This is a genomic window from Actibacterium sp. 188UL27-1, from assembly GCF_016901225.1.
In the GTDB taxonomy this organism is placed as follows: Bacteria; Pseudomonadota; Alphaproteobacteria; order Rhodobacterales; family Rhodobacteraceae; genus 188UL27-1.
In genome coordinates, this window is sequence record NZ_JAFEUL010000001.1 from 118,554 (window position 1) to 139,676 (window position 21,123).

A 21,123-nucleotide genomic window follows, 5' to 3' on the forward strand; every position below is an offset into this window, starting at 1 on the left:
TATGATGATTTATGCGTAAAAAGTGATCGCGCAAGGGGGCGGTTCAAAAGGCATCTTTCAAGCCTCTGATATGGGCGAAAACCTCTGTATTCGTTGCGGTTTCCATGTTCAGATGGGATCGGATCGCGGGATTGTCCACACGCAGAAACGGATTGGTTCCAAGCTCATCTGCCAAAGTACTGGGCACTGTTGGCTGATTTTCCGCTCTTTTCTTATGCACATCTTCGATACGTGCCGTTAGATCAGCATTGTTGGGGTCGACCGTTATGGCGAACCGGGCGTTGGCTTGGGTGTATTCATGGCCCGAGCAGATCAACGTCTCCGGTGGCAAGGCAGCAAGTTTCGACAGCGAGGTCCACATTTGATCAGCGGTACCTTCAAACAGCCGCCCACATCCCAGTGCCATCAGGCTATCCGCAGTGAAAACGGCGGGTGCTGCAGGAAAATGAAAGGCGATATGCCCGACCGTATGGCCCGACACGTCGAGGATTTCGCCCTCGGCTGAGCCAACAAACACCGAATCCCCTTCCTCGACTTCCAGATCCAGGTTCGGAAGGCGGTGCCTGTCTGCCTTGCCGCCCACAACCCGCACCTCAGGTCCGCGCAGGGTATCCACGCCGCCGATATGGTCATGGTGGTGGTGGGTGATCAGAATGTCCGACAGGATCCAGCCGCGTACCGCCAGCTCGCGCTGGATCGGGCCAGCCTCGGGCACATCCACAACAGCCGTCGCGCCGGTGTCATCGTCATGCAAAAGGTAGGCATAGTTGTCGTTCAGGCAGGGGATGGTGACGATCTCAAGGGGCATGGCGTTTTCCGTGGCTGACGATATGGTCTGTCGCAAGAGTTGCTGATCGGGGATCGCGGCGCAATGCACCTGGATGTGCTGGATCTGAGAAATTTTTACTACCGAACGCCCTTGGGGCGGGTCGCGCAAAGGGCGATCCGTGATCAGGTCCTTACCTTCTGGCCCGAGGCTCAAGGCCAGACCGTGGCTGGCTTTGGCTTTGCCGTTCCCCTTTTGCGGCCTTTCCTCGCGGATGCGCGGCGGGTCATTGCCTTGATGCCGGGCCAACAGGGGGTAATGCCTTGGCCCGCCAATGGCGACAACGTCTCGGTCCTGTGCGAAGAGACCCTTTGGCCCCTGTCGACGGGCATGGTCGATAAATTGATCGTGCTGCATGGGCTGGAGACATCCGATGACAATGCGCGCGTCCTGGACGAAGCGTTTCGCGTGCTGGGTCCTGGTGGGCGCGTTCTGTTCATCGTGCCCAACCGTTCGGGTCTGTGGGCGCGCCGTGATGCAACGCCCTTTGGGTTCGGCAGGCCCTATACGCTGACCCAGTTGGAGGCGCAGCTCAAGCGCCACAATTTCGCGCCCGAACGGCATTTGGCGGCGCTTTTCAGTCCGCCGTCGTCCAAGCGGTTCTGGCTGCGTACGGCGCCGATGTGGGAAAATGCAGGCTGCCGGGTGTCATCGGTCTTTGCCGGAGGCGTGCTGATGGTCGAGGCGTCAAAGCAGGTCTATGCGCCGGGCGGCACGGCGGTGCGCGACCGTGTGCGCCGGTCATTGGCCGTGCTTGATCCGACCCCGGCCGCGCCTGAACCTGCGTGACAGTCTTGTGATCTGATCTGCACCTGTTACCGTTGAACCACTATTTTTCACGACCTTACTTTGTTTCGGAGATAGATTATGGGACTATTGGATGACGCGTGGAGCGTCGCAAAAGGTTTGGGCGAAGGTGCCTTATCGGTTGGTGAAGATTTCGTTGGTGGCATTGAACGAACGGCCGAGGGGCTGGGGGTTCGCGGAACCGACCGTATCGTTGAGATCGGGACAGAGAATGAAATTCTCTGGGGCCTACTGACCAAAACGGTCAACACTAGCATCAGCGTTGCCGGCAATCCGCTGACGGCTGCGATCACACGTGTGATTGTGGAATATTACGAGTTTCTGCCCGAAGATCTCGCGCTTGATGCGGCTAAGAAAGCAGGTGCCTCCGTGGCACCGGGGATGGCCGGTAAAGCCATCGCCAAGGCGATCGCGAAAAAGCTGGCCACCCGACTGGCGTTGAAGGTTGCGGCCTCCACCGCCTTCAAACAACTGGCGACCAAACTTGGAATTTCGGCTGGTACGACTGCAAGCGGGGTTGGCATCCCGATCTCCCTCGCTTTGTTCCAGGGCACTGCACAGCGCGCCTCAAAGGGCAGCCGCAAGCTGAAAATGCTGGACCGTCAGATTTGGTCTGACCTGCGGAAGTCCGGCGGTTTGGACATGATTTATTTTCTGGTGGAGAAACCCCTGGAACCCTACATGGCCGGGATCATCTTGGCGCGGAAAAGTCAGCCCTTGTTTGAGCGATACGCGCGGGAGGCCATGCGGCTTGCCAGCGACTGACTCGCGACGCTGGTAACACCTCGACTCGTGCCCGCTGCGATCCAGCTTCAAAGGGTCGCAGCGATTTGAGACGGCCCGCTTTTCGAGGAAAATAACGGAAATGATATGCGAAAGCATTCTGAAACACCCCCATTTTGAGGAGTTGCGGGGGTCAGAGGCGTCTGCTACATCCCCCACGACTTTGAGACGCGCTGGGCGTCATGGGGCGATGCTGCAGGATCTGGATGGGTCCGGTGGCCAACGAGACAAAAGGGGTGGACGTGTCAGAGACGGCTTCGATTTCCACAAGTATTGCACAGCGCTATGCCGCCGCGCTGTTTGAACTGTCCAAAGACGACAAGGCGCTGCCTGTCCTCGAAAACGATACCAACGCAATGTCCGATGCCCTGGAGGCTGGCCCCGAACTGGGCGCAATGATCTCCTCCCCGGTCTATTCGCGTGGTGAGCAGGGCGCCGCGATTGCAGCCGTTGCCAAAAAGATGGAGTTGAGCCCTCTTTTCACCAACACGCTGGGGCTCATGGCCGACAAGCGCCGCCTATTCGCGTTGCCGCAGCTTGTGGCAGCTCTTCAAGCGCGCATCGCCGATGAAAAGGGTGAAGTGACGGCTGAGGTAACCTCGGCCCAGCCCTTGACCGTGAACCAGAAAAAAGCCCTCGCCAAGACTCTGAAAGAGCAGGTTGGCAAGGATGTGATTTTGAATACGACCGTCGATGAAAGCCTCATCGGCGGTCTTGTCGTCAAGGTGGGTTCCAAGATGATCGATAGTTCGATCCGCTCGAAACTCGCCAACCTCCAGAATGTGATGAAAGAGGTCGGATAATGGCTATCCAAGCTGCAGAAATCTCTGCGATCCTGAAAGAGCAGATAAAGAACTTTGGCCAGGAGGCCGAAGTTGCCGAGGTTGGCCGCGTGCTGTCCGTCGGTGACGGGATCGCCCGTGTGCACGGCCTCGACAATGTGCAAGCTGGTGAGATGGTCGAATTCCCCGGCGGCATTCGCGGGATGGCCCTGAACCTTGAGGTGGATAACGTCGGTATCGTGATCTTCGGTTCTGACCGGGACATCAAGGAAGGCGACACCGTCAAACGAACCAAATCCATCGTGGACGTGCCCGCGGGGCCCGGCCTGCTGGGTCGTGTGGTTGACGGTTTGGGCAACCCGCTTGACGGCAAAGGTCCCATCGAGGCGGCTGAACGTCGTGTGGCCGACAGCAAGGCGCCGGGCATTATCCCCCGCAAATCCGTGCATGAGCCCATGGCCACCGGCCTGAAATCCGTTGACGCCATGATCCCGATCGGTCGTGGCCAGCGCGAATTGATCATCGGTGACCGCCAAACCGGCAAGACCGCCGTGGCGCTTGATACGATCCTGAACCAGAAGTCGTATAATGACGCAGCTGGCGATGATGAGAGCAAGAAACTCTACTGCGTTTATGTTGCTGTGGGCCAGAAACGCTCAACCGTGGCACAGCTGGTGAAAAAGCTCGAAGAGACCGGCGCGATTGACTATTCCATCGTGATCGCCGCGACCGCTTCTGACCCTGCGCCGATGCAGTTCCTCGCACCTTACGCTGCGACCGCCATGGCCGAGTATTTCCGCGATAACGGCAAGCACGCGCTGATCATCTATGACGACCTGTCCAAACAGGCCGTGGCCTACCGCCAGATGTCATTGCTGCTGCGCCGTCCGCCAGGTCGCGAAGCCTATCCCGGTGATGTGTTCTACCTCCACTCCCGTCTGTTGGAACGTTCGGCCAAGCTGAATGAAAACAATGGATCCGGGTCGCTGACTGCGCTGCCGATTATTGAAACACAAGCTGGTGACGTGTCTGCCTATATTCCGACGAACGTGATTTCGATCACCGACGGTCAGATCTTTTTGGAAACGGAACTGTTCTACCAGGGCATCCGTCCTGCCGTGAACACCGGCCTGTCCGTGTCCCGCGTGGGCTCCTCTGCCCAGACCAAGGCGATGAAATCTGTCGCCGGACCGGTCAAGCTGGAACTGGCGCAGTACCGAGAAATGGCTGCATTTGCCCAGTTCGGGTCTGACCTCGATGCATCGACCCAGCGTTTGCTGAACCGCGGTGCGCGCCTGACCGAGTTGATGAAGCAGCCGCAATATTCGCCGCTGACCAATGCAGAGATCGTCTGCGTCATTTTCGCCGGCACCAACGGCTACCTCGACGAAGTGCCTGTCGGCGACGTGGTCCGCTATGAGCAGGGCCTCATCACCCATCTGCGCGGCAAGCACCAGGATCTGCTGGACGACATCACCAACAATGACCGCAAGGTTTCCGGTGATCTGGCCGATAGCATCAAAGCAGCGCTTGACGCATTTGCCGCCGATTTCGCCTAAGGGCTTGGGAAAGGACATCTTAAATGCCCAGCCTTAAGGATCTGAAAAACCGGATCGAGAGCGTTAAGAATACGCGCAAGATCACCAAGGCCATGCAGATGGTCGCGGCCGCAAAATTGCGCCGCGCCCAGGAAGCTGCCGAGGCGAGCCGCCCTTACACAGAGCGGTTCAACGGGGTCATGGCCTCCCTCGCGGCCTCGGTCGGTGACAGTGACAGCGCGCCGGTTCTGTTGCGCGGCACCGGCAAGGATGACGTCCATCTGCTGGTCGTCATGACGGCGGAACGCGGCCTTTGCGGCGGCTTCAACTCCTCCATCGCCAAACTGGCCCGCGCCAAGGCCACCGAATTGCTCGCCGCTGGCAAAACGGTCAAGATGATTACCGTCGGCAAGAAGGGGCGCGAACAGCTCAAGCGCGATTTTGGGGAGCATTTCGTTGACCATGTGGATCTGACAGAGGTCAAGCGCGTCGGCTACGTAAACGCCCAGGACATCGCCAAATCTGTGATGGGTATGTTCGCGGCAGGTGAGTTTGACGTTGCCACGATCTTTTACAACCGTTTCGAAAGCGTGATCAGCCAGATCCCGACGGAACAGCAAATCATCCCCGCAGCCTTCGATGCCCCGGATGAAAACGCCGAAGCGTCGACGCTTTATGATTATGAACCCAGCGAGGAAGGCATCCTGGCCGACCTGCTGCCCCGTGGTGTCGCCACGCAGATCTTTGCCGCTCTCCTGGAGAATGCGGCGTCTGAGCAGGGCGCGCGGATGTCCGCAATGGACAATGCCACCCGCAATGCCGGTGACATGATCGACAAGCTGACGGTGGTCTACAACCGCTCCCGCCAAGCCGCGATCACCAAGGAACTGATCGAGATCATCTCGGGTGCAGAGGCGCTGTAACGTGTTACGGCCCCTGGGATCCTGGTCGCCTTGATGCGCAAGCTGTTGGCCATATTCGCCTTTGCCTTTCTGGGCTTTGTGGCGCTGCCTTACTGGTCGGCCTATGCCCTGGCGCAAGCCGTTAAGACGGGTGACCGTGCAGCCCTGGAACGCAACGTGGATTGGGACAGCGTGCGCGCCTCACTCAGCACCGATATCAGTGCTGCCTTGGCCGATGGGGGTGGCAATGACGCGAAATCCATACTGATCGGCGCCTTGGGTGGTTCGGTCGTGTCGGGTGTTCTGGATGCCATGGTGACACCGGATAATGTCGCCGCCCTCAGCCAGCGCGCGGCCTCCGTCAAAAGCCGCCGCGGTGGTGAGACGGATGCAGCCGAAGACGTCGCACGAGATCCAGTGGCCCATGTGACCTGGGCCTTTTTTCGGTCCCATGACGAGTTCGTCGTGACTCTGACAAGTGACAAGGTTAGGGACGGCGAAGCGCATCTCTTTTTCGAACGCCGGGGCCTGTCATGGCCCCTGGTCCGTATACAACTTCCCGACAGCGTGTTGTCGGGCCTGACAAGCTAGACCCGGAGAGTCAAAAAATGGCAAATGCAAAGGGCAAGGTGACCCAGATCATCGGCGCGGTCGTGGACGTCCAGTTTGAGGATGCCCTGCCAGAGATCTTGAATGCGCTGGAAACCGACAATAACGGCAAGCGTCTGGTGCTTGAAGTGGCCCAGCATCTGGGTGAGAACACCATCCGCGCCATTGCCATGGACGCGACCGAAGGCTTGGTGCGCAGCGCCGTGGTCACCGATACCGGCAAGCCGATCTCGGTGCCTGTGGGCAATGCGACCCTGGGCCGGATCATGAATGTCATCGGCGAGCCTGTGGATGAAAAAGGCTCCGTTGAAGCGACGGAAACCCGCCCGATCCATGCGGAAGCGCCCGAATTTGCCGAACAGTCTACCGAAAGCTCGATCCTGGTGACGGGTATCAAGGTTATCGACCTGCTCGCGCCATACTCCAAGGGTGGTAAGATCGGCCTCTTTGGCGGTGCCGGTGTGGGCAAGACCGTGTTGATCCAGGAACTGATCAACAATATCGCAAAGGTGCATTCTGGATATTCGGTGTTCGCTGGCGTGGGTGAGCGGACCCGCGAAGGCAATGACCTGTACTATGAATTCATCGAGTCCGGCGTGATCAACGAAGAAAAGCTGGACGAAAGTAAGGTGGCCCTGGTTTATGGCCAGATGAACGAGCCTCCCGGTGCCCGCGCTCGCGTCGCCCTGTCCGGCCTGACCATGGCAGAACAGTTCCGCGACCAGTCCGGAACCGACGTTTTGTTCTTCGTCGACAATATCTTCCGCTTCACGCAAGCTGGCTCCGAAGTGTCCGCCCTTCTGGGACGGATCCCTTCCGCTGTGGGCTATCAGCCGACGCTGGCCACTGATATGGGCGCTCTGCAGGAGCGGATTACCTCGACTAAATCGGGCTCCATCACCTCGGTGCAGGCCATCTACGTACCGGCCGATGACTTGACCGACCCGGCACCGGCCACGTCCTTTGCTCACCTTGATGCGACCACGGTGTTGAACCGGGCCATTTCCGAGCTTGGGATTTATCCGGCGGTGGATCCGCTCGATTCGACCAGCCGGATCCTCGATCCACAGGTTGTGGGCGACGACCACTACCAGGTGGCCCGTGATGTCCAGGGTATCCTGCAGCGCTATAAATCACTCCAGGATATCATCGCGATCCTCGGCATGGACGAACTGAGTGAAGAGGACAAGCTGACCGTGGCCCGCGCCCGCAAGATCCAGCGCTTCCTCAGCCAGCCCTTCGACGTGGCAGAGGTCTTCACTGGCTCACCCGGCGTTCAGGTACCGCTCGAAGATACGATCACCTCGTTCAAGGCCGTGGTTGCGGGTGAATATGACCACCTGCCCGAAGCCGCTTTCTACATGGTCGGCGGGATCGATGAGGTGAAGGCCAAGGCTCAGAAAATGGCCGCGGAGGCCGCCTGACAATGGCCGATACGATGCAATTCGACCTGGTCAGTCCGGAGCGGAGTCTTGCCTCACTCCAGGCGACAGAGGTTCAGATCCCCGGCAGCGATGGCGATATGACGGCGATGCCGGACCATGCGCCGCTCATTACGACCTTGCGCCCGGGTATCTTGACGGTGACTGCGCCAGAAGGGGCTTCCCGCTATGCAGTAACGGGTGGTTTTGCCGAAATCACGGCCTCCGGTACCTCGGTCCTCGCTGAAATGGCTATGCCCGCCGATGACGTTACCCAGGATATTCTGGACACCATGGTCAGGAACGCCGCCGATGCGCGCGACAACGCGGCGGTTGAGCAAAAGGACGACATGGCCAAGCAGCTCGCCGATATAGGCGCTTTGGCCACCGAATTGGGAATGTCCGTCACGCTGCCTTAGGAACACAACCTTAGCTTAAACAAAGGTCGCCCGTCCCAGTGACGCGGCGGCTTTTTTCTTTATGTGTTGGGAAATATCCCCACCGGAGGTACAGAATTCTTCTGCATCGGTATGAGATTTTGCCTCTGGCGGGGATATTTCCGAACACATAATAGATGTAGATTTAATACGTGCCTTCGTAGATGGCAGTGAGCGTTTCGTGACTGAACAGGGATGAAACCGAGGTGCCGTTCCAGATATTCGTGATCGCCTGCGCAAAGATCGGGGCGGTCGGTATGATCCGGATATTAGGTGCATTTTTGACGGCATCTGTGGGCTCGATGGAGTCGGTGATCACCAGGCTTTTCATGACCGATTTCGAGATCCGTCCGACTGCGGGGCCAGACAGAACGCCGTGGGAGATGTAGGAATGCACCTCTTTGGCGCCGCCTTCCTTCAGGACTTCAGCTGCTTTGCAAAGGGTGCCCGCCGTGTCACAGATATCGTCCACGATCAGGCAGATCTTTTCCTGCACATCGCCAATCACGGTCATTTCGGCCACTTCACCCGCCTTTTCGCGGCGTTTATCGACGATTGCCAGGGCGCAGCCGATCCGTTGGGCCAATTCGCGGGCGCGCGCCACGCCGCCCACATCGGGGGATACGACAGTGATCTGATCCAATCGGTCCCTGAAGGCGTGTTGAATATCCAGTGCAAAAATCGGTGAGGCATAGAGGTTATCCACTGGTATATCAAAGAAGCCTTGGATCTGGGCGGCGTGCAGATCCATGGTCAACACCCGCTCGATCCCCGCAGACACGATCATATTGGCGACCAGCTTGGAGGAAATGGGTGTGCGCGCCTTGGTCCGGCGATCCTGGCGGGCATAGCCGAAATAGGGGATCACAGCCGTGATACGCGCAGCAGAGGACCGGCGCAGCGCGTCGGTCATGATCAAAAGCTCCATTAGATTGTCATTGGCCGGGTTCGATGTGGGCTGAATGATGAACATGTCCTCGCCCCGGACATTCTCGAACACCTCCACAAAGATCTCTTGGTCATTGAACCGTTCGATGCGCGCATCGACCAGATCTACAGTGCGGCCCCGATGCATGCTCATTCGCCGGGCAATGGCGCTCGCCAATGGCCTGTTTGCATTGCCGGAGATCATTTTGGGTTGGGTCAAATCGGGCATCGGCAGGCTCCTCGCGGCCGGGGATGTAACGGTACAGTGACACGCCCGCGGCCTAGCCCAGTTGGCCCGGAAAAGGAACAGCCCTTCTCGTTGTTTGGGCAACAAAAACACTATCTTTTCACTGATAGGACAGCACCGTAGGGTGCGTGCGAAAACTGCTGTGCCGGAGGATCCCATGGCCCACATCGATTACTTCTTTGCGACGATTTCGCCGTTCACGTATCTTGCCGGGACAGAGTTGGAAGAAATCGCAAGGCGGCATGGGGCGACCATTACCTATAAACCCATGGATATTATGGGATTATTCGCACGCACCGGTGGGACGCCTCCGAAGGATCGGCATCCGAACCGGCAAGAGTATCGGCTGCAGGATATGGAACGTCGGGCCAAGCGTGTGGGCAAGCCCCTGAACTTGAAACCGGCGCATTGGCCCACGAACCCCGCGCCATCGTCCTATGCCATTGTGGCCGCGCAAGCGGCGGGGGGTGGGGATCTGGCCGCACTCGTATCCAGCTTGACCAGGGCCTGCTGGGCCGAGGAAAAGGACGTGGCGGAGGATGGTGTGATCCGCGATTGTTTGTCTGCTGCCGGGTTTGATCCGGCCCTGGCAGATAGCGGTTTGTTGAGCGGGGCCGAGACCTATGGCGCCAACCTCGAAGAGGCGGTCGAGCGTGGGGTTTTTGGCGCGCCATTCTACGTCACCGATACGGATCAGCGGTTCTGGGGACAGGATCGTCTGGCTGATCTGGATCTGTATCTATCGGGGAAGCTGTGACGGCAGCGCGCTGTTTTCACACATCTTTCGGGAGCGGTACCGAACCGGCGCTTGCGATCCATTGCGCGTTGGCCCATTCCGGGGCCTGGCGCGGTTTGGGTGGGCATTTGCGGGATCTGTTGACCTTTCGCGTCTTTGATCTGCCGGGCCATGGACGGTCGCCCGATTGGGCGGGCGGGGATTACCAGACGGTTTGCGTGGACGAGGCTTTGGCGCTGCTCGACGGGCAGCCCGCCCATCTGCTTGGCCATTCCTATGGTGCGTCGGTGGTTTTGCGCCTGGCCGTTCAGCATCCGCATCTGGCCAAGAGCCTGACGTTGATCGAGCCGGTTTACTTTGCGGCCGTTGCGGGAACGGTGGATTTTGAGAGGCATAGCGCCGATTTTTTGCCGTTTGAACAGGCGTTTAACGCCGGTGACATGGAGCGGGCCGCCCAAGTGTTCACCGAGCTTTGGGGGGATGGCACCCCTTGGTCCGATCTGTCTGATGCGCAGCGAGACGCCTTGGCCGCGCGCATCCACCTTATTCCGGAGCAAGCTCCGGGCCTTTATGACGATCCGGGGGGCGTTCTGGCTGCTAATGCGCTGGAAAAAATGGATATTCCGGTGCTTTTGGTCGAGGGTGAAGAGAGCCCACCTGTGATTTCGGCGATTTTGGACGTGTTCGCGGCCCGGTTGCCTCGAACCAGCCGACTGAGGGTTCCGGGGGCGGGCCACATGGTTCCGCTGACCCATGCGGGGGAAGTGGCTGGCGCGGTGCGGGCTTTGATCCAGGAGGCGTCATAGCCCCAAAACGCGTCTGTACATGGCATACACAAACCATGCATATCCCATACATACGCGATGCGGCTGGTCCGCACGATATATTGGCGATCTGTTAGGATTTACGTCCCATCGTGGGATCAGTTGGATGCGTGATCCGGCGGCGCGGGCTGCGCCCGCATTATTCCTGTTTTGATTTTGGTAGAGGCTTCAGGCTCACCAAAACAGAGATCGGTTTGGTCCCTTGGGTTGGGAGCAGGGAAAGGCTAAGCCGTCATTTTAGCGAGGAACGCGCTGACCTTGGCCTCATCCGCGGACCAGTCGCAGACCAGACGGGCGGTGAGAGGCGCGTCACCCGGGCCGTCGAGACCGCCATCGAGGATATAGTAATAGGCGCCGGCATCATGGAGCTTGCGGTGGATGGCGCGGGGCCAGGCGGCGAAGATAATGTTCGCGCGCGGCTCAAAGTGGAGCGTTACATCGGGGTTCTGTTTCAGACCGCGGGTCAGGCTGTTACAGGCTGTGTTGGCGGCACGGGCCATGTCAAGCCAGAGGTCGTCTTTCAGGTAGGCCCCCATCTGGGCTGACATGTAGCGGTGTTTCGAGATCAGGTGACCCGCCCGTTTGCGGCGCAATTCGAATTCCCAGGCTTTTTCCGAGTCAAGGAGGATCACCGCCTCCACCCCCATCAGGCCGTTTTTCGTGCCGCCAAAACTGACCGCATCGATGCCCGCGCGCCAGGTCATCTCTGCTGGGGTGCAACCGAGGGTGACCAGGGCATTGGCGAAACGCGCCCCGTCCATCTGTGTGGGTAGGGCATATTCGCGGGCGATGTCGGTGATCGCCCGGATCTCGTCCAGGGTGTAGACCGTGCCCTTTTCCGTGGCCTGGGTGATCGAGACAGGACCGCGCTGCAGGCCGTGGACGCCGCGGTTTTCCTCTCCCTCGATCGCTGTGCGCAGGCCCGCCGGGGTCATCTTGCCATCGTCGTTAGGAATAAGCGTCAGTTTCGCGCCGCCGGTAAAGAATTCGGGGGCCCCGCATTCATCCTCGTGGATATGGGCCACATCCGAGCAGAAGACCGTCTGATAGGGCTGGGTTTGGCAGGCCAGCGTGATCGCATTGGCGGCGGTGCCGGTGCTGACGAGGTAGATGGCGGCCTGCGGTGCCTCGAATACATCGCGCAGGCGCTGGGTGACCTGTTCCATCAGGTGATCGGCACCGTAGGGCGTGGTGTGACCGGCATTGGCCTCAACCACGGCTTGCAGCACATTCGGATGGGTGGGGCCGGTATTGTCGGACGCGAAAATCATGATCAGAGGATCCCTTCAACGATGTGGTCTTCCCAGTCTTCTTCATCCACCTCGAATTCCGGCACCGTCCAGCCCTGGACCGACATGCCTGCGTCGTGGACGGACTGTGCCGTACCTGAAATCAGCGGATGCCAGTCGTAAAGCGGCGTGCCCTGGTGCAGCAGACGATAGGCGCAGGTGGCGGGCATCCAATAGGCGATCCGGTCGATATTCTTGGGCGACAGTGTTACGCATTCCGGGACGAATTGATGGCGGATGTCGTATTGGGCGCAGCGGCAGCTTTCATCATCCAGAAGGCGGCAGGCGACACGGGTGAAGGCGACCTCCTCGGTATCCGGGTCCTCTAGCTTGTTCAGGCAGCATTTGCCGCAGCCGTCACACAGCGCTTCCCATTCCCGGGGCGTCATGTTTTTCAGGGGCACCCGTTCCCAGTAACGGTCGCGCAGGCCGGTGCGGTCTATGGGGTCTTTGGGTGTCATTTGGCGACAGTATGGGGTGTTGTATAGGAGGGAAAGAGTGGGTGGTGCGGCATGGATGCGCGGGTGGTTGTAAACAGAGGCGCTTCAGACTCTCCAAGGCAAAACACGTTTTGCCGCTGATCCACCCTCGCCTGATCCTGCCCTGATGCATCCTGTCATCGCCATCAAGAAAAATAGCGGTTTCCACTGCGTGGACCCTCCGCGATTTATCTAGACAGCGCTGCCAGGACACATCCTGTCTGGCTCAAGCGAGGGCGGCTCCGAGGCAAAGCGTTCCGGTTGATCTTTTGCGGCGCGGTTGGGAGAAGGCGGGCATGGCAGATAGAGTTTCTCCGAAAGGGGCGCCGTGGCGCAACTTCTATGGGCGCAAGGCGGGAAAGACCTTGCGCGACAGTCAGCGTGGCTATTTGGCCGAAGATCTGACGGCGTTGTCGCCGGGCGCGGTTGACTGGGAGGAGAACCCCGAGCGGGTGCCGCTGGATATGGAGGGGCTGTTCGGCGGGCGGCCCGTCTGGTTGGAGATCGGATTTGGCGGCGGGGAGCATATGGTGCACCAGGCCGCGTTGAACCCGGATGTCGGGATCATCGGCTGTGAGCCCTTCATCAACGGGGTCGCGATGTTGCTGGGCAAGATCCGGCAAGCGGGGGTGGACAATGTGGCGGTCCATCCCGGCGATGCGCGCGACCTGTTCGATGTATTGCCTGACGGTTCGATCGCGCGGGCGTTTCTGCTGTATCCCGATCCCTGGCCCAAGGCGCGCCATCACCGGCGTCGTTTCGTGACGCCGGAGCATCTGGAGCCTTTGGCGCGGGTGATGGCACCGGGGGCCATCTTGCGGGTGGCCACGGATATCGAGGATTACGTGCGCCAGACCCTGGAACAGGTGCCGCGCCATGGGTTTCGCTGGCTGGCTGAGCGGCCGGGGGATTGGCGGGCACCGTGGGATGATTGGCATTCCACCCGTTATGAGCAGAAAGCGCTGCGCGAGGGGCGGCGGCCCCATTATCTGACCTTTCAGCGGGTCTGAAGCAGCGCCATCAGCGCATCTTGGCCCGGTTGGTAGAGCCGCCTGTAGGCGCCGCTATTGGTCAGGATCGCTGCGGTTTGCCCCGTCATCCGGTCGAACCCGGCCACGGCGTACCACATCGTGTTGGAGCCGTTATGGTGGCGGATATCGCCCTCCACCACCCAACCACAGGCATAATCCGCCCCGGCGACGGGTTCGTGCAGCGCCTCCCAATACGGGGCGGGGAGGAAGGCTTCGTCCCGCGCGGCATGGGCCTGGAGGTAGCGGATCAGGTCGGCGGGGCCGATATGCACCGTCCCTGCGGGGCCCAGGGCGGGCACATTGTCAGCCGCCGGGCCGGGGGGCATGGCGCGGTACCGGCCCATGAATGTGACGCCATGTCCCCAGGGTTGGCTTTCGGGGGCGGCCAGGCCCGGCGGGCCAAACCCGGCCGAGGTGATGCCGAGGGGGGTAAACACCTCCTCTCGCAGCAGTGTTTCCCATGGTGTGTCGGTCACTGTTTCGCAGATCAGCCCGGCCAGGACGTAGCCCGCATTGGAATAGGTGATCTGGGGGTTAGGTGGATTGGCAGCGGCATTGGCGGCATAGGCGGCGCGGTCCGCGCGAATATCCTGGCGGGTCTGGTAGGTCCCGACGAGGGATTGCGCCGTGGGCAGGTCGATATGCGGGGGCAGGCCACCGCGGTGGTCCAAGAGAGCGCGCAGGGTGATATCCGCGTAACCCGGATGGGTGTCGATCACGCCGGTTAGGTGCTGGCGGACCGTATCGGACAGGTGCAACTGTCCGGCGGCGGCGAGGCGGGCCACTAGGGTTGCGGTCATGGATTTGGTGATGGAACCGATATGCCAGAGGTGGTCCCGGGTCACCGGCACCTCGGCCCCTTTTGCCAGGATGCCAGCCGGGGCAATCTCGACAGCGTCTCGCATGCCCGTGGCCAGGACCAGACCCGGGACGCGGAACTTTCCGCGCAGATCCGCCGCCATCTGTTGTAGGTCGGTGGTAGCGGCCATGGTGGGCAAGGCGGCGGTGCTGGCGAGGCCCGCAAGGGTGGCACGGCGCGAAAGGCGTGAAACTGTCATCCCCAGCATATGGGCACCGCCCTGGCCGCCGCCAAGGGGATCGGCGGAGCGGCGCTGGACCCCCCTGACACGATCCGCTAAGCGAGCGCTAACTGTTCAGGAGAGACCGCCATGTCCGGCCACGGCACGCCCATTCCCATGACCTCCCGCCCGGCCGGACCGCTCAACGGGACGGCGGATGTGCCCGGTGACAAATCGATCTCGCACCGGTCGCTGATCCTGGGCGCGTTGACCGTGGGGGAGACGCGGATCAGCGGCCTGCTGGAAGGCGAGGATGTGCTGGACACGGCCCGCGCCATGCGCGCCTTTGGGGCCGAGGTGACGGATCTGGGCGGCGGCGACTGGTCGGTCCATGGTGTGGGTGTCGGTGGCTTTGCAGAGCCTGAGACGGTCATCGATTGCGGCAATGCGGGCACAGGCGTGCGGCTGATCATGGGGGCCATGGCAACGTCGCCCATCACGGCGACCTTCACCGGCGACGCGTCCCTGTGCAAGCGGCCCATGGGGCGGATCACTGACCCGCTGACACTGTTCGGGGCCCAGGCGGTCGGGCGCTCTGGCGGGCGGTTGCCCCTGACGATGGTGGGTGCAGAGGCACCGGTGCCGGTGCGCTATGTGACGCCCATGCCCTCGGCCCAGGTGAAATCCGCGGTGCTGCTGGCCGGGCTGAATGCGCCAGGCCAGACCGTGGTGATCGAACAAGAGGCGACGCGAGACCATAGTGAGCGGATGCTGCGGGGGTTTGGTGCGGAACTGACCGTGGACGAGACCGAAGAGGGCCGGGTGATCACCCTGACCGGGCAGCCGGAACTGATGCCGCAGGATATCGTGGTGCCGCGGGACCCAAGCTCTGCCGCTTTCCCGGTCTGTGCCGCCTTGATCACCGAAGGTTCTGACGTGCTGGTCCCCAATATTGGGCTGAACCCCACGCGCGCCGGGCTGTTTACCACGCTGATCGAGATGGGCGCGGACCTGACCTATGAAAACGAGCGCGAAACCGGCGGCGAACCGGTCGCGGATCTGCGCGCCAAATTCTCCCCCGCGATGACCGGGATCGAGGTGCCGCCGGACCGCGCCCCTTCGATGATCGATGAATATCCCGTCCTGTCGGTCGTGGCCTGTTTTGCCGAAGGCGTGACCCATATGCCGGGGATCAAGGAATTGCGGGTCAAGGAAAGCGACCGGATCGACGCGATGGCCCAGGGCCTGCGCGCCTGCGGTGCCACGGTGGATGAGACCGAAGACAGCATGTCCGTCCATGGGCTGGGTCAAAAGGGGCTGCCCGGCGGGGGCACATGTCAGGCGCATCTTGACCACCGGATTGCCATGTCATTCATGGTGGCCGGTATGGGCGCGCAAAAGCCTGTAAAGATCGATGATGCCGGGCCCATCGCGACCTCTTTCCCGATCTTTGAGCCATTGATGACCCGCCTGGGCGCGCAGCTTGTGCGGAGCAATGCGTGACGCGGCCCCGATGACCGCGACGCCCAGCGCACCATGACACCGATGCCATCACCCAGGCCCCGCCGCGACCCGGCCAGGATCCTGTTCTGGGTCACGCATGCGGTTTATCTGCCGCTAGGTTATTTCGTGTATCTGGTCTGGTCTCTCAGCGGTGGCTTTGTCGTGTGGGATTTGCAGGTTCTGGGTTATTCTGCCGAGTGGGTGCAGCGCTTTCTGGCCGCGCTGCCGCCCGAAGGCGCAGAGATCTATATCCACCGGGTCCGCCCGCTTGATACCGTGATCCCCGTCCTGCTTGCGGTTACGATTTCGGCCTTTGCGTTGAAAACCAGGGTCTGGTGGCGGTGGGTCTGCGTGGCCATCGCGGCCAACACCGCATTGCTGGATCTGTTGGAGAATGTCAGGCTGGTCGCATTGGTATCGGGGGTGGTCGCACCCTCGCCCGAGGCCGTGGCAGCGGTCAGTTGGGTGACACAGGCGAAATTTGCCAGCCTTGCCACCTCCCTGGCGGTGTTGGTACTGGCGCAATGGAGGACACGACATGCCTGAGCAATGGGGGGGATGCCTGTGCGGCGTGGTGCGGTATCGGGTGACCGGACCGCTGCGCCCAGTCGTGGCCTGCCATTGCCAGCAATGCCGCAAGACGAGCGGGCACCATGTGGCGGCGACCTCGGCCCTGCGGGGTGATCTGCGGATTGAGGGGGCGGTCACCTGGTATCACTCTTCGCCCGAGGCGCGGCGCGGGTTTTGCGGCATCTGTGGCTCGAACCTGTTCTGGGACGGGCCGGGCACCCATATCTCGATCTTTGCCGGAGGGTTGGACGGCCCAACCGGGCTTGCCGTGGTCGGGCACATCTTTTGTGCCGACAAGGGCGACTATTATACACTGGATGACGGTTTGCCGCAGTTTCAGGGCGATGATGAGACCATGACCACCCAGGTGCCGGGGTAGAGATGTCGTTCACCATCGCCATCGACGGGCCTGCCGCCGCCGGAAAAGGGACCATTGCCCGGGCTCTGGCCGCGCATTTCGGGTTTGGCCACCTTGATACCGGGCTGCTTTACCGGGCCGTGGGGCGGCAGGTTATCGGCGGGACAGACGCCATTGCGGCAGCCCAGGCCCTGACTGCCGATGACCTGCACCCCGAAGACGCCTTGCGCACGGCAGAGGTGGCGCGCTTTGCCTCCCAGGCGGCTGCCATCCCCCAGGTGCGGACGGCGCTGGTGGATTTTCAGCGCGCCTTTGCCCGCCGGGCCGGGGGTGCAGTTCTGGATGGGCGCGATATCGGCACGGTGATTTGCCCGGATGCCGATGTGAAACTGTTCGTCACCGCAACCGACGATGTGCGTGCCACCCGGCGCTATGAGGAACTGGCGGCCAAGGGCCATGACGTCACGCTTGAGGGTGTGGCCCAGGATCTGCGCCAGCGTGATGCCCGTGACGCCGGGCGGTCCACCGCGCCGCTGCATGCCGCGGATGATGCCGTGTTGCTGGACACGTCCTGCCTGCCGATTGGTGATGCCATTGCGGGCGCCATTGCGATTGTCGAACAGGTTATGGGGTAGGCCGGATGCGGATCTTGCGGATAAAGCGGCCCTCCCAAATGGCGGATATTCTACGACCCTATGGGATCATGCTGAACGGCGCGCCGATGGGTCTGATCAAACGCAACGCCCGGCTGGAGCTGGATGTGCCCAGCAATCCCTTTGTGGTGCAGGCGACGATCGATTGGTGTTCCAGTCTGCCGTTGGACGTGCCTGCCGGTGATGCGCCGCTGACCTTGCGCGTGTCGAACACCTATGGGATCTGGAAGGCCAACTGGGCCATTAAGCATGCCGCCGATACCTATCTGACGCTGGACTTGGTTGCGCCGTAGGGCAATTGGATTTCGTGCCTCCGGCGGGGATATTTTAAGACACATGATGGGGGCGGGTTGGGTTTGCCCGTTGTTTCGGGTTTACCGGCAAGGCCCTTGCATTGCTGGGGGTCATCGCCTATACGCGCCGATGTCGAAGTTTCGGGACAGGAACCGGCGGAAAATCTGAATGGGGTCGGGTCACACCGACCCTTTCTTGTTCCCCGGATGCGCCATGATCGACCAACGTCAACCCAAAGACCGGCGGAGACAACCGCGCGGCCAGTAATATCGAAACCGAAGGACCGATACACACATATGTCAGCTGCAACCATGGAGGAATTCGAAGCCCTCCTGCAAGAAAGCTTCGAGATTGACACGCCCGATGAAGGGTCTGAAGGGTCTGTTGTCAAAGGCAAGGTGATCGCAATCGAAGCGGGCCAGGCCATCATCGACGTCGGCTACAAGATGGAAGGCCGTGTCGAGCTGAAAGAATTCGCAAATCCTGGCGAGGCGCCCGAGATCGAAGTGGGTGACGAGGTCGAGGTGTTCCTGGACCGGGTTGAGAATGCCCGGGGCGAGGCTGTCATCAGCCGTGACAAGGCCCGCCGCGAGGAAGCCTGGGACCGTCTGGAAAAAGCCTATGCCGACGAGGAACGTGTCGAAGGCGCGATCTTCAGCCGTGTGAAGGGTGGCTTTACCGTGGATCTGGGTGGCGCCGTGGCGTTCCTGCCTGGCTCCCAGGTCGATGTGCGCCCCGTGCGCGATGCGGGCCCGTTGATGGGTCTGAAGCAGCCATTCCAGATTTTGAAGATGGACCGCCGCCGGGGCAATATCGTCGTCTCCCGCCGTGCCATCCTGGAAGAAAGCCGCGCCGAACAGCGCGCCGAGGTGATCGGCAACCTGATGGAAGGCCAGGCCGTCGATGGTGTCGTCAAGAACATCACCGAATACGGGGCCTTCGTCGATTTGGGCGGTGTTGATGGTCTGCTGCACGTCACCGACATGGCGTGGCGCCGCGTCAATCACCCGTCCGAGATCCTGACAATCGGTGAAACGATCAAGGTGCAGGTCATCAAGATCAACAAGGAAACCCACCGCATCAGCCTTGGTATGAAGCAGCTGATGGACGATCCGTGGAATTCCGTTGAATCCAAGTACCCGCTGGATTCCGTCCACCATGGCCGTGTCACCAACATCACCGATTACGGTGCATTCGTTGAACTGGAGCCCGGTGTCGAAGGTCTGGTCCACGTCTCGGAAATGTCCTGGACCAAGAAGAACGTCCATCCGGGCAAGATCGTGTCGACCTCCCAGGAAGTGGAAGTCATGGTGCTGGAGATCGATACCTCCAAGCGCCGCGTCTCGCTTGGTCTCAAGCAGACCATGCGCAACCCGTGGGAAGTGTTTGCCGAGACCCATCCCGAGGGCACGCAGGTCGAGGGCGAGGTCAAGAACATCACCGAATTCGGTCTGTTCATCGGTCTGCCCGGCGATATCGACGGTATGGTCCACCTCTCCGACCTCAGCTGGGACGAGCGTGGCGAAGATGCGATCCAAGGCTACCGCAAGGGCGACAGCGTCAATGCCGTTGTCACCGAAGTGGATGTCGAGAAGGAGCGCATCAGCCTGAGCGTCAAGGCCCTGGGCGGTGACAAATTCGCCGAAGCCGTGGGTGGCGTCAAACGCGGTGACATCATCACCGTCGGCGTGACCGCGATCGAGGATGGCGGGATCGAGGTGGAGTATGAAGGCATGAAATCCTTCATCCGCCGCAGCGACCTGTCTCGCGACCGGGCCGAACAGCGCCCCGAGCGGTTCGGCGTCGGCGACAAGCTGGACGTGCGCGTCACCAACATGGACGCCAAGACCCGCCGCCTGGGTCTGTCGATTAAGGCGCGCGAGATCGCCGAAGAGAAGGAAGCCGTCGAACAGTATGGCTCCTCCGACTCGGGCGCATCCCTCGGCGACATTCTGGGTGCGGCGCTTAAGGGCGACGAATAAACACCATCGGTACCAGCAAGTGGAAAAGCCCGGACCGCAAGGTTCCGGGCTTTTTCTTTGTCCCGGTCCGCCGCGACATTCCCGCAAGGGGCGAGCCCGTGACCCCCGCCTCAATCCTATGGATAACGGACGCATTGTTGCCACATCGGCAACGCCAACCCTTGCGCGGTCAACCGTGCTCTGCCCGAATCGGTTGATGCGTTAATCATTTGGGCAGGATCAAAGCGCTTGCACTGCGCGGAAAATCGCTCCGCTTTGCCGCTTTTTTTGTCTTGGATCAGGGATTTAGCTGTGGATTTCCTGTGAATCACCACGCCTTTATCATTCCTTGGAGCAGGATTTGGTCATATAGTCGGTGATACAAAAAACACGAGAGCCGCCTGCAAAGAGAGGCGTCCGGGGGGACATGCACGATGATCCGATCTGAGCTGATACAGAAGATCGCCGAAGAAAATCCACATCTGTACCAGCGCGATGTTGAACGCATCGTCAACACGATCTTTGAGGAGGTCATCGACGCCATGGCACGCGGGGATCGCGTCGAACTGCGCGGTTTCGGGGCATTCTCGGTCAAACAGCGGGACGCGCGCACAGGCCGCAACCCACGCACCGGCGAAGCGGTTGCAGTTGACGAAAAGCACGTGCCATTCTTCAAGACAGGAAAGCTGTTGCGCGACCGACTCAACGGCGGGTGAACCTTTAGGGGGCTCGATCATGCGGTTTCTGAAATACCTGTTCCTGGCAGTCCTTGCGATCTGCCTGGTCATCATTGCGTTGGCGAACAATCGTATCGTTCTGCTCAAGCTTCTGCCGGCCGAACTGGCCTTTCCGCTGCCCTATGGCTGGTCGGATTGGGTCATGAACAACATGGCCATCGAACTGCCGCTTTATGCGGTGATCTTTGCAAGCATTGCCGTGGGCCTGTTGGTGGGCTTTGTGTGGGAATGGTTCCGGGAGCATAAACACCGCGTTGCCATGCGCCAGCGTGGTAAAGAGGCCAAGACCCTGGCACGCGAAGTCGTGAAGCTCAAAGAGGCGCAGGGCGAAGGCAAGGACGAGGTTCTGGCCATCCTCGACAAAAGCGACCGCAAGGCCAGTTGACGGCC

At 60.7% G+C, this 21,123-nt stretch carries 24 protein-coding genes; 19 read left to right on the forward strand and 5 right to left on the reverse strand.

The features are described 5' to 3' along the window. Window positions 1-43: 43 nt before the first annotated feature. Window positions 44-808, reverse strand: coding sequence for a hydroxyacylglutathione hydrolase (gene gloB, locus IU397_RS00615; RefSeq protein WP_204409504.1), 765 nt, complete (start codon window positions 806-808; stop codon window positions 44-46). 63 nt (window positions 809-871) lie between these two features. Here gloB and IU397_RS00620 point away from each other — a divergent pair, with 63 nt between their 5' ends. The 8 genes from IU397_RS00620 (at window position 872) to IU397_RS00655 (ending at window position 8,087) form a co-directional block, all read left to right on the forward strand. Next, window positions 872-1,615, forward strand: a complete 744-nt coding sequence (locus IU397_RS00620; RefSeq protein WP_204409506.1) for a methyltransferase domain-containing protein — start codon at window positions 872-874, stop codon at window positions 1,613-1,615. Between the two features lie 78 nt (window positions 1,616-1,693). Then, a complete protein-coding gene (locus IU397_RS00625; protein ID WP_204409508.1) occupies window positions 1,694-2,398 on the forward strand; it encodes a hypothetical protein in 705 nt (234 codons plus the stop codon). Between the two features lie 260 nt (window positions 2,399-2,658). Then, window positions 2,659-3,219, forward strand: a complete 561-nt coding sequence (locus IU397_RS00630; protein ID WP_204410545.1) for a F0F1 ATP synthase subunit delta — start codon at window positions 2,659-2,661, stop codon at window positions 3,217-3,219. Continuing rightward, complete coding sequence (gene atpA, locus IU397_RS00635; RefSeq protein WP_204409510.1) at window positions 3,219-4,757, forward strand: F0F1 ATP synthase subunit alpha; 1,539 nt, start codon at window positions 3,219-3,221, stop codon at window positions 4,755-4,757. The genes IU397_RS00630 and atpA overlap by 1 nt, the downstream gene beginning before the upstream one ends. Window positions 4,758-4,780: 23 nt before the next feature. Beyond that, window positions 4,781-5,659 carry a F0F1 ATP synthase subunit gamma gene (locus tag IU397_RS00640; protein WP_204409511.1) on the forward strand — a complete coding sequence of 293 codons (879 nt, stop codon included), beginning with the start codon at window positions 4,781-4,783 and terminating at the stop codon, window positions 5,657-5,659. 33 nt (window positions 5,660-5,692) lie between these two features. After that, window positions 5,693-6,229 (forward strand): DUF2939 domain-containing protein, encoded by a 537-nt coding sequence (locus tag IU397_RS00645; RefSeq protein WP_204409513.1) that lies wholly within the window; start codon window positions 5,693-5,695, stop codon window positions 6,227-6,229. Between the two features lie 17 nt (window positions 6,230-6,246). Continuing rightward, window positions 6,247-7,671, forward strand: a complete 1,425-nt coding sequence (atpD, locus tag IU397_RS00650; RefSeq protein ID WP_204409515.1) for a F0F1 ATP synthase subunit beta — start codon at window positions 6,247-6,249, stop codon at window positions 7,669-7,671. Window positions 7,672-7,673: 2 nt separating this feature from the next. Continuing rightward, on the forward strand, window positions 7,674-8,087 hold the full coding sequence (locus IU397_RS00655) for a F0F1 ATP synthase subunit epsilon (protein ID WP_204409517.1): 414 nt from the start codon (window positions 7,674-7,676) through the stop codon (window positions 8,085-8,087). Window positions 8,088-8,250: 163 nt separating this feature from the next. Here IU397_RS00655 and IU397_RS00660 read toward each other — a convergent pair whose 3' ends face one another. Then, entirely contained in the window at window positions 8,251-9,261 is a 1,011-nt protein-coding gene (locus IU397_RS00660) for a ribose-phosphate pyrophosphokinase (RefSeq protein WP_204409519.1), read from the reverse strand. Window positions 9,262-9,436: 175 nt separating this feature from the next. Between IU397_RS00660 and IU397_RS00665 the strand changes: the two genes are divergently transcribed. Together IU397_RS00665 and IU397_RS00670 are read left to right on the forward strand one after the other, a co-directional pair. Next, window positions 9,437-10,036, forward strand: a complete 600-nt coding sequence (locus IU397_RS00665; RefSeq protein WP_204409521.1) for a 2-hydroxychromene-2-carboxylate isomerase — start codon at window positions 9,437-9,439, stop codon at window positions 10,034-10,036. Beyond that, entirely contained in the window at window positions 10,033-10,821 is a 789-nt protein-coding gene (locus tag IU397_RS00670) for an alpha/beta fold hydrolase (RefSeq protein WP_204409523.1), read from the forward strand. The genes IU397_RS00665 and IU397_RS00670 overlap by 4 nt, the downstream gene beginning before the upstream one ends. Before the next feature lie 242 nt (window positions 10,822-11,063). Here the strand turns inward: IU397_RS00670 and IU397_RS00675 are convergent, their stop codons facing one another. Together IU397_RS00675 and IU397_RS00680 are read right to left on the reverse strand one after the other, a co-directional pair. Continuing rightward, on the reverse strand, window positions 11,064-12,110 hold the full coding sequence (locus IU397_RS00675; protein WP_204409525.1) for a low specificity L-threonine aldolase: 1,047 nt from the start codon (window positions 12,108-12,110) through the stop codon (window positions 11,064-11,066). Between the two features lie 2 nt (window positions 12,111-12,112). Continuing rightward, the gene (locus tag IU397_RS00680) at window positions 12,113-12,589 is read right to left on the reverse strand and encodes a YcgN family cysteine cluster protein (protein WP_204409527.1); all 477 of its coding nucleotides are present in this window, start codon (window positions 12,587-12,589) and stop codon (window positions 12,113-12,115) included. Window positions 12,590-12,903: 314 nt separating this feature from the next. Here IU397_RS00680 and IU397_RS00685 point away from each other — a divergent pair, with 314 nt between their 5' ends. Beyond that, window positions 12,904-13,617, forward strand: a complete 714-nt coding sequence (locus IU397_RS00685; protein WP_204409529.1) for a tRNA (guanosine(46)-N(7))-methyltransferase TrmB — start codon at window positions 12,904-12,906, stop codon at window positions 13,615-13,617. Here IU397_RS00685 and IU397_RS00690 read toward each other — a convergent pair. Further along, a complete protein-coding gene (locus tag IU397_RS00690; protein WP_204409531.1) occupies window positions 13,605-14,705 on the reverse strand; it encodes a serine hydrolase in 1,101 nt (366 codons plus the stop codon). The two genes, IU397_RS00685 and IU397_RS00690, sit on opposite strands and share 13 nt — an antisense overlap. Before the next feature lie 102 nt (window positions 14,706-14,807). Here IU397_RS00690 and aroA point away from each other — a divergent pair, with 102 nt between their 5' ends. The 8 genes from aroA to IU397_RS00730 all read left to right on the forward strand — a co-directional run bounded on the left by aroA (window position 14,808) and on the right by IU397_RS00730 (window position 21,118). Then, window positions 14,808-16,160: a 3-phosphoshikimate 1-carboxyvinyltransferase gene (gene aroA / locus IU397_RS00695; RefSeq protein ID WP_204409533.1), complete on the forward strand. Its 1,353-nt coding sequence runs from the start codon at window positions 14,808-14,810 to the stop codon at window positions 16,158-16,160. Window positions 16,161-16,202: 42 nt separating this feature from the next. Continuing rightward, window positions 16,203-16,706 carry a hypothetical protein gene (locus IU397_RS00700; protein WP_204409541.1) on the forward strand — a complete coding sequence of 168 codons (504 nt, stop codon included), beginning with the start codon at window positions 16,203-16,205 and terminating at the stop codon, window positions 16,704-16,706. Further along, window positions 16,699-17,109 (forward strand): GFA family protein, encoded by a 411-nt coding sequence (locus tag IU397_RS00705; RefSeq protein ID WP_204409543.1) that lies wholly within the window; start codon window positions 16,699-16,701, stop codon window positions 17,107-17,109. The genes IU397_RS00700 and IU397_RS00705 overlap by 8 nt, the downstream gene beginning before the upstream one ends. 2 nt (window positions 17,110-17,111) lie before the next feature. Then, the gene (locus tag IU397_RS00710; protein WP_204409545.1) at window positions 17,112-17,723 is read left to right on the forward strand and encodes a d(CMP) kinase; all 612 of its coding nucleotides are present in this window, start codon (window positions 17,112-17,114) and stop codon (window positions 17,721-17,723) included. A 38-nt stretch (window positions 17,724-17,761) separates the two neighbouring features. Next, window positions 17,762-18,034 (forward strand): hypothetical protein, encoded by a 273-nt coding sequence (locus tag IU397_RS00715; protein WP_204409547.1) that lies wholly within the window; start codon window positions 17,762-17,764, stop codon window positions 18,032-18,034. A gap of 297 nt (window positions 18,035-18,331) precedes the next feature. Then, the gene (gene rpsA, locus IU397_RS00720; protein ID WP_204409549.1) at window positions 18,332-20,017 is read left to right on the forward strand and encodes a 30S ribosomal protein S1; all 1,686 of its coding nucleotides are present in this window, start codon (window positions 18,332-18,334) and stop codon (window positions 20,015-20,017) included. 413 nt (window positions 20,018-20,430) lie between these two features. After that, the gene (ihfB, locus tag IU397_RS00725; protein WP_204409551.1) at window positions 20,431-20,712 is read left to right on the forward strand and encodes an integration host factor subunit beta; all 282 of its coding nucleotides are present in this window, start codon (window positions 20,431-20,433) and stop codon (window positions 20,710-20,712) included. A 19-nt stretch (window positions 20,713-20,731) separates the two neighbouring features. After that, window positions 20,732-21,118: a lipopolysaccharide assembly protein LapA domain-containing protein gene (locus tag IU397_RS00730; RefSeq protein WP_204409553.1), complete on the forward strand. Its 387-nt coding sequence runs from the start codon at window positions 20,732-20,734 to the stop codon at window positions 21,116-21,118. The last annotated feature ends 5 nt before the right edge of the window (window positions 21,119-21,123 follow it).

Excerpts from the sequence above, each read along its gene's own strand:
- gloB (WP_204409504.1), bottom strand. The coding sequence starts at position 808 with ATGCCCCTTGAGATCGTCACCATCCCCTGCCTGAACGACAACTATGCC.
- IU397_RS00620 (WP_204409506.1), top strand. The coding sequence starts at position 872 with ATGCACCTGGATGTGCTGGATCTGAGAAATTTTTACTACCGAACGCCC.
- IU397_RS00625 (WP_204409508.1), top strand. The coding sequence starts at position 1,694 with ATGGGACTATTGGATGACGCGTGGAGCGTCGCAAAAGGTTTGGGCGAA.
- atpA (WP_204409510.1), top strand. The coding sequence starts at position 3,219 with ATGGCTATCCAAGCTGCAGAAATCTCTGCGATCCTGAAAGAGCAGATA.
- IU397_RS00640 (WP_204409511.1), top strand. The coding sequence starts at position 4,781 with ATGCCCAGCCTTAAGGATCTGAAAAACCGGATCGAGAGCGTTAAGAAT.
- IU397_RS00645 (WP_204409513.1), top strand. The coding sequence starts at position 5,693 with ATGCGCAAGCTGTTGGCCATATTCGCCTTTGCCTTTCTGGGCTTTGTG.
- atpD (WP_204409515.1), top strand. The coding sequence starts at position 6,247 with ATGGCAAATGCAAAGGGCAAGGTGACCCAGATCATCGGCGCGGTCGTG.
- IU397_RS00655 (WP_204409517.1), top strand. The coding sequence starts at position 7,674 with ATGGCCGATACGATGCAATTCGACCTGGTCAGTCCGGAGCGGAGTCTT.
- IU397_RS00660 (WP_204409519.1), bottom strand. The coding sequence starts at position 9,261 with ATGCCCGATTTGACCCAACCCAAAATGATCTCCGGCAATGCAAACAGG.
- IU397_RS00665 (WP_204409521.1), top strand. The coding sequence starts at position 9,437 with ATGGCCCACATCGATTACTTCTTTGCGACGATTTCGCCGTTCACGTAT.
- IU397_RS00675 (WP_204409525.1), bottom strand. The coding sequence starts at position 12,110 with ATGATTTTCGCGTCCGACAATACCGGCCCCACCCATCCGAATGTGCTG.
- IU397_RS00680 (WP_204409527.1), bottom strand. The coding sequence starts at position 12,589 with ATGACACCCAAAGACCCCATAGACCGCACCGGCCTGCGCGACCGTTAC.
- IU397_RS00685 (WP_204409529.1), top strand. The coding sequence starts at position 12,904 with ATGGCAGATAGAGTTTCTCCGAAAGGGGCGCCGTGGCGCAACTTCTAT.
- IU397_RS00690 (WP_204409531.1), bottom strand. The coding sequence starts at position 14,705 with ATGCTGGGGATGACAGTTTCACGCCTTTCGCGCCGTGCCACCCTTGCG.
- aroA (WP_204409533.1), top strand. The coding sequence starts at position 14,808 with ATGTCCGGCCACGGCACGCCCATTCCCATGACCTCCCGCCCGGCCGGA.
- IU397_RS00700 (WP_204409541.1), top strand. The coding sequence starts at position 16,203 with ATGCCATCACCCAGGCCCCGCCGCGACCCGGCCAGGATCCTGTTCTGG.
- IU397_RS00705 (WP_204409543.1), top strand. The coding sequence starts at position 16,699 with ATGCCTGAGCAATGGGGGGGATGCCTGTGCGGCGTGGTGCGGTATCGG.
- IU397_RS00710 (WP_204409545.1), top strand. The coding sequence starts at position 17,112 with ATGTCGTTCACCATCGCCATCGACGGGCCTGCCGCCGCCGGAAAAGGG.
- IU397_RS00715 (WP_204409547.1), top strand. The coding sequence starts at position 17,762 with ATGGCGGATATTCTACGACCCTATGGGATCATGCTGAACGGCGCGCCG.
- rpsA (WP_204409549.1), top strand. The coding sequence starts at position 18,332 with ATGTCAGCTGCAACCATGGAGGAATTCGAAGCCCTCCTGCAAGAAAGC.
- ihfB (WP_204409551.1), top strand. The coding sequence starts at position 20,431 with ATGATCCGATCTGAGCTGATACAGAAGATCGCCGAAGAAAATCCACAT.
- IU397_RS00730 (WP_204409553.1), top strand. The coding sequence starts at position 20,732 with ATGCGGTTTCTGAAATACCTGTTCCTGGCAGTCCTTGCGATCTGCCTG.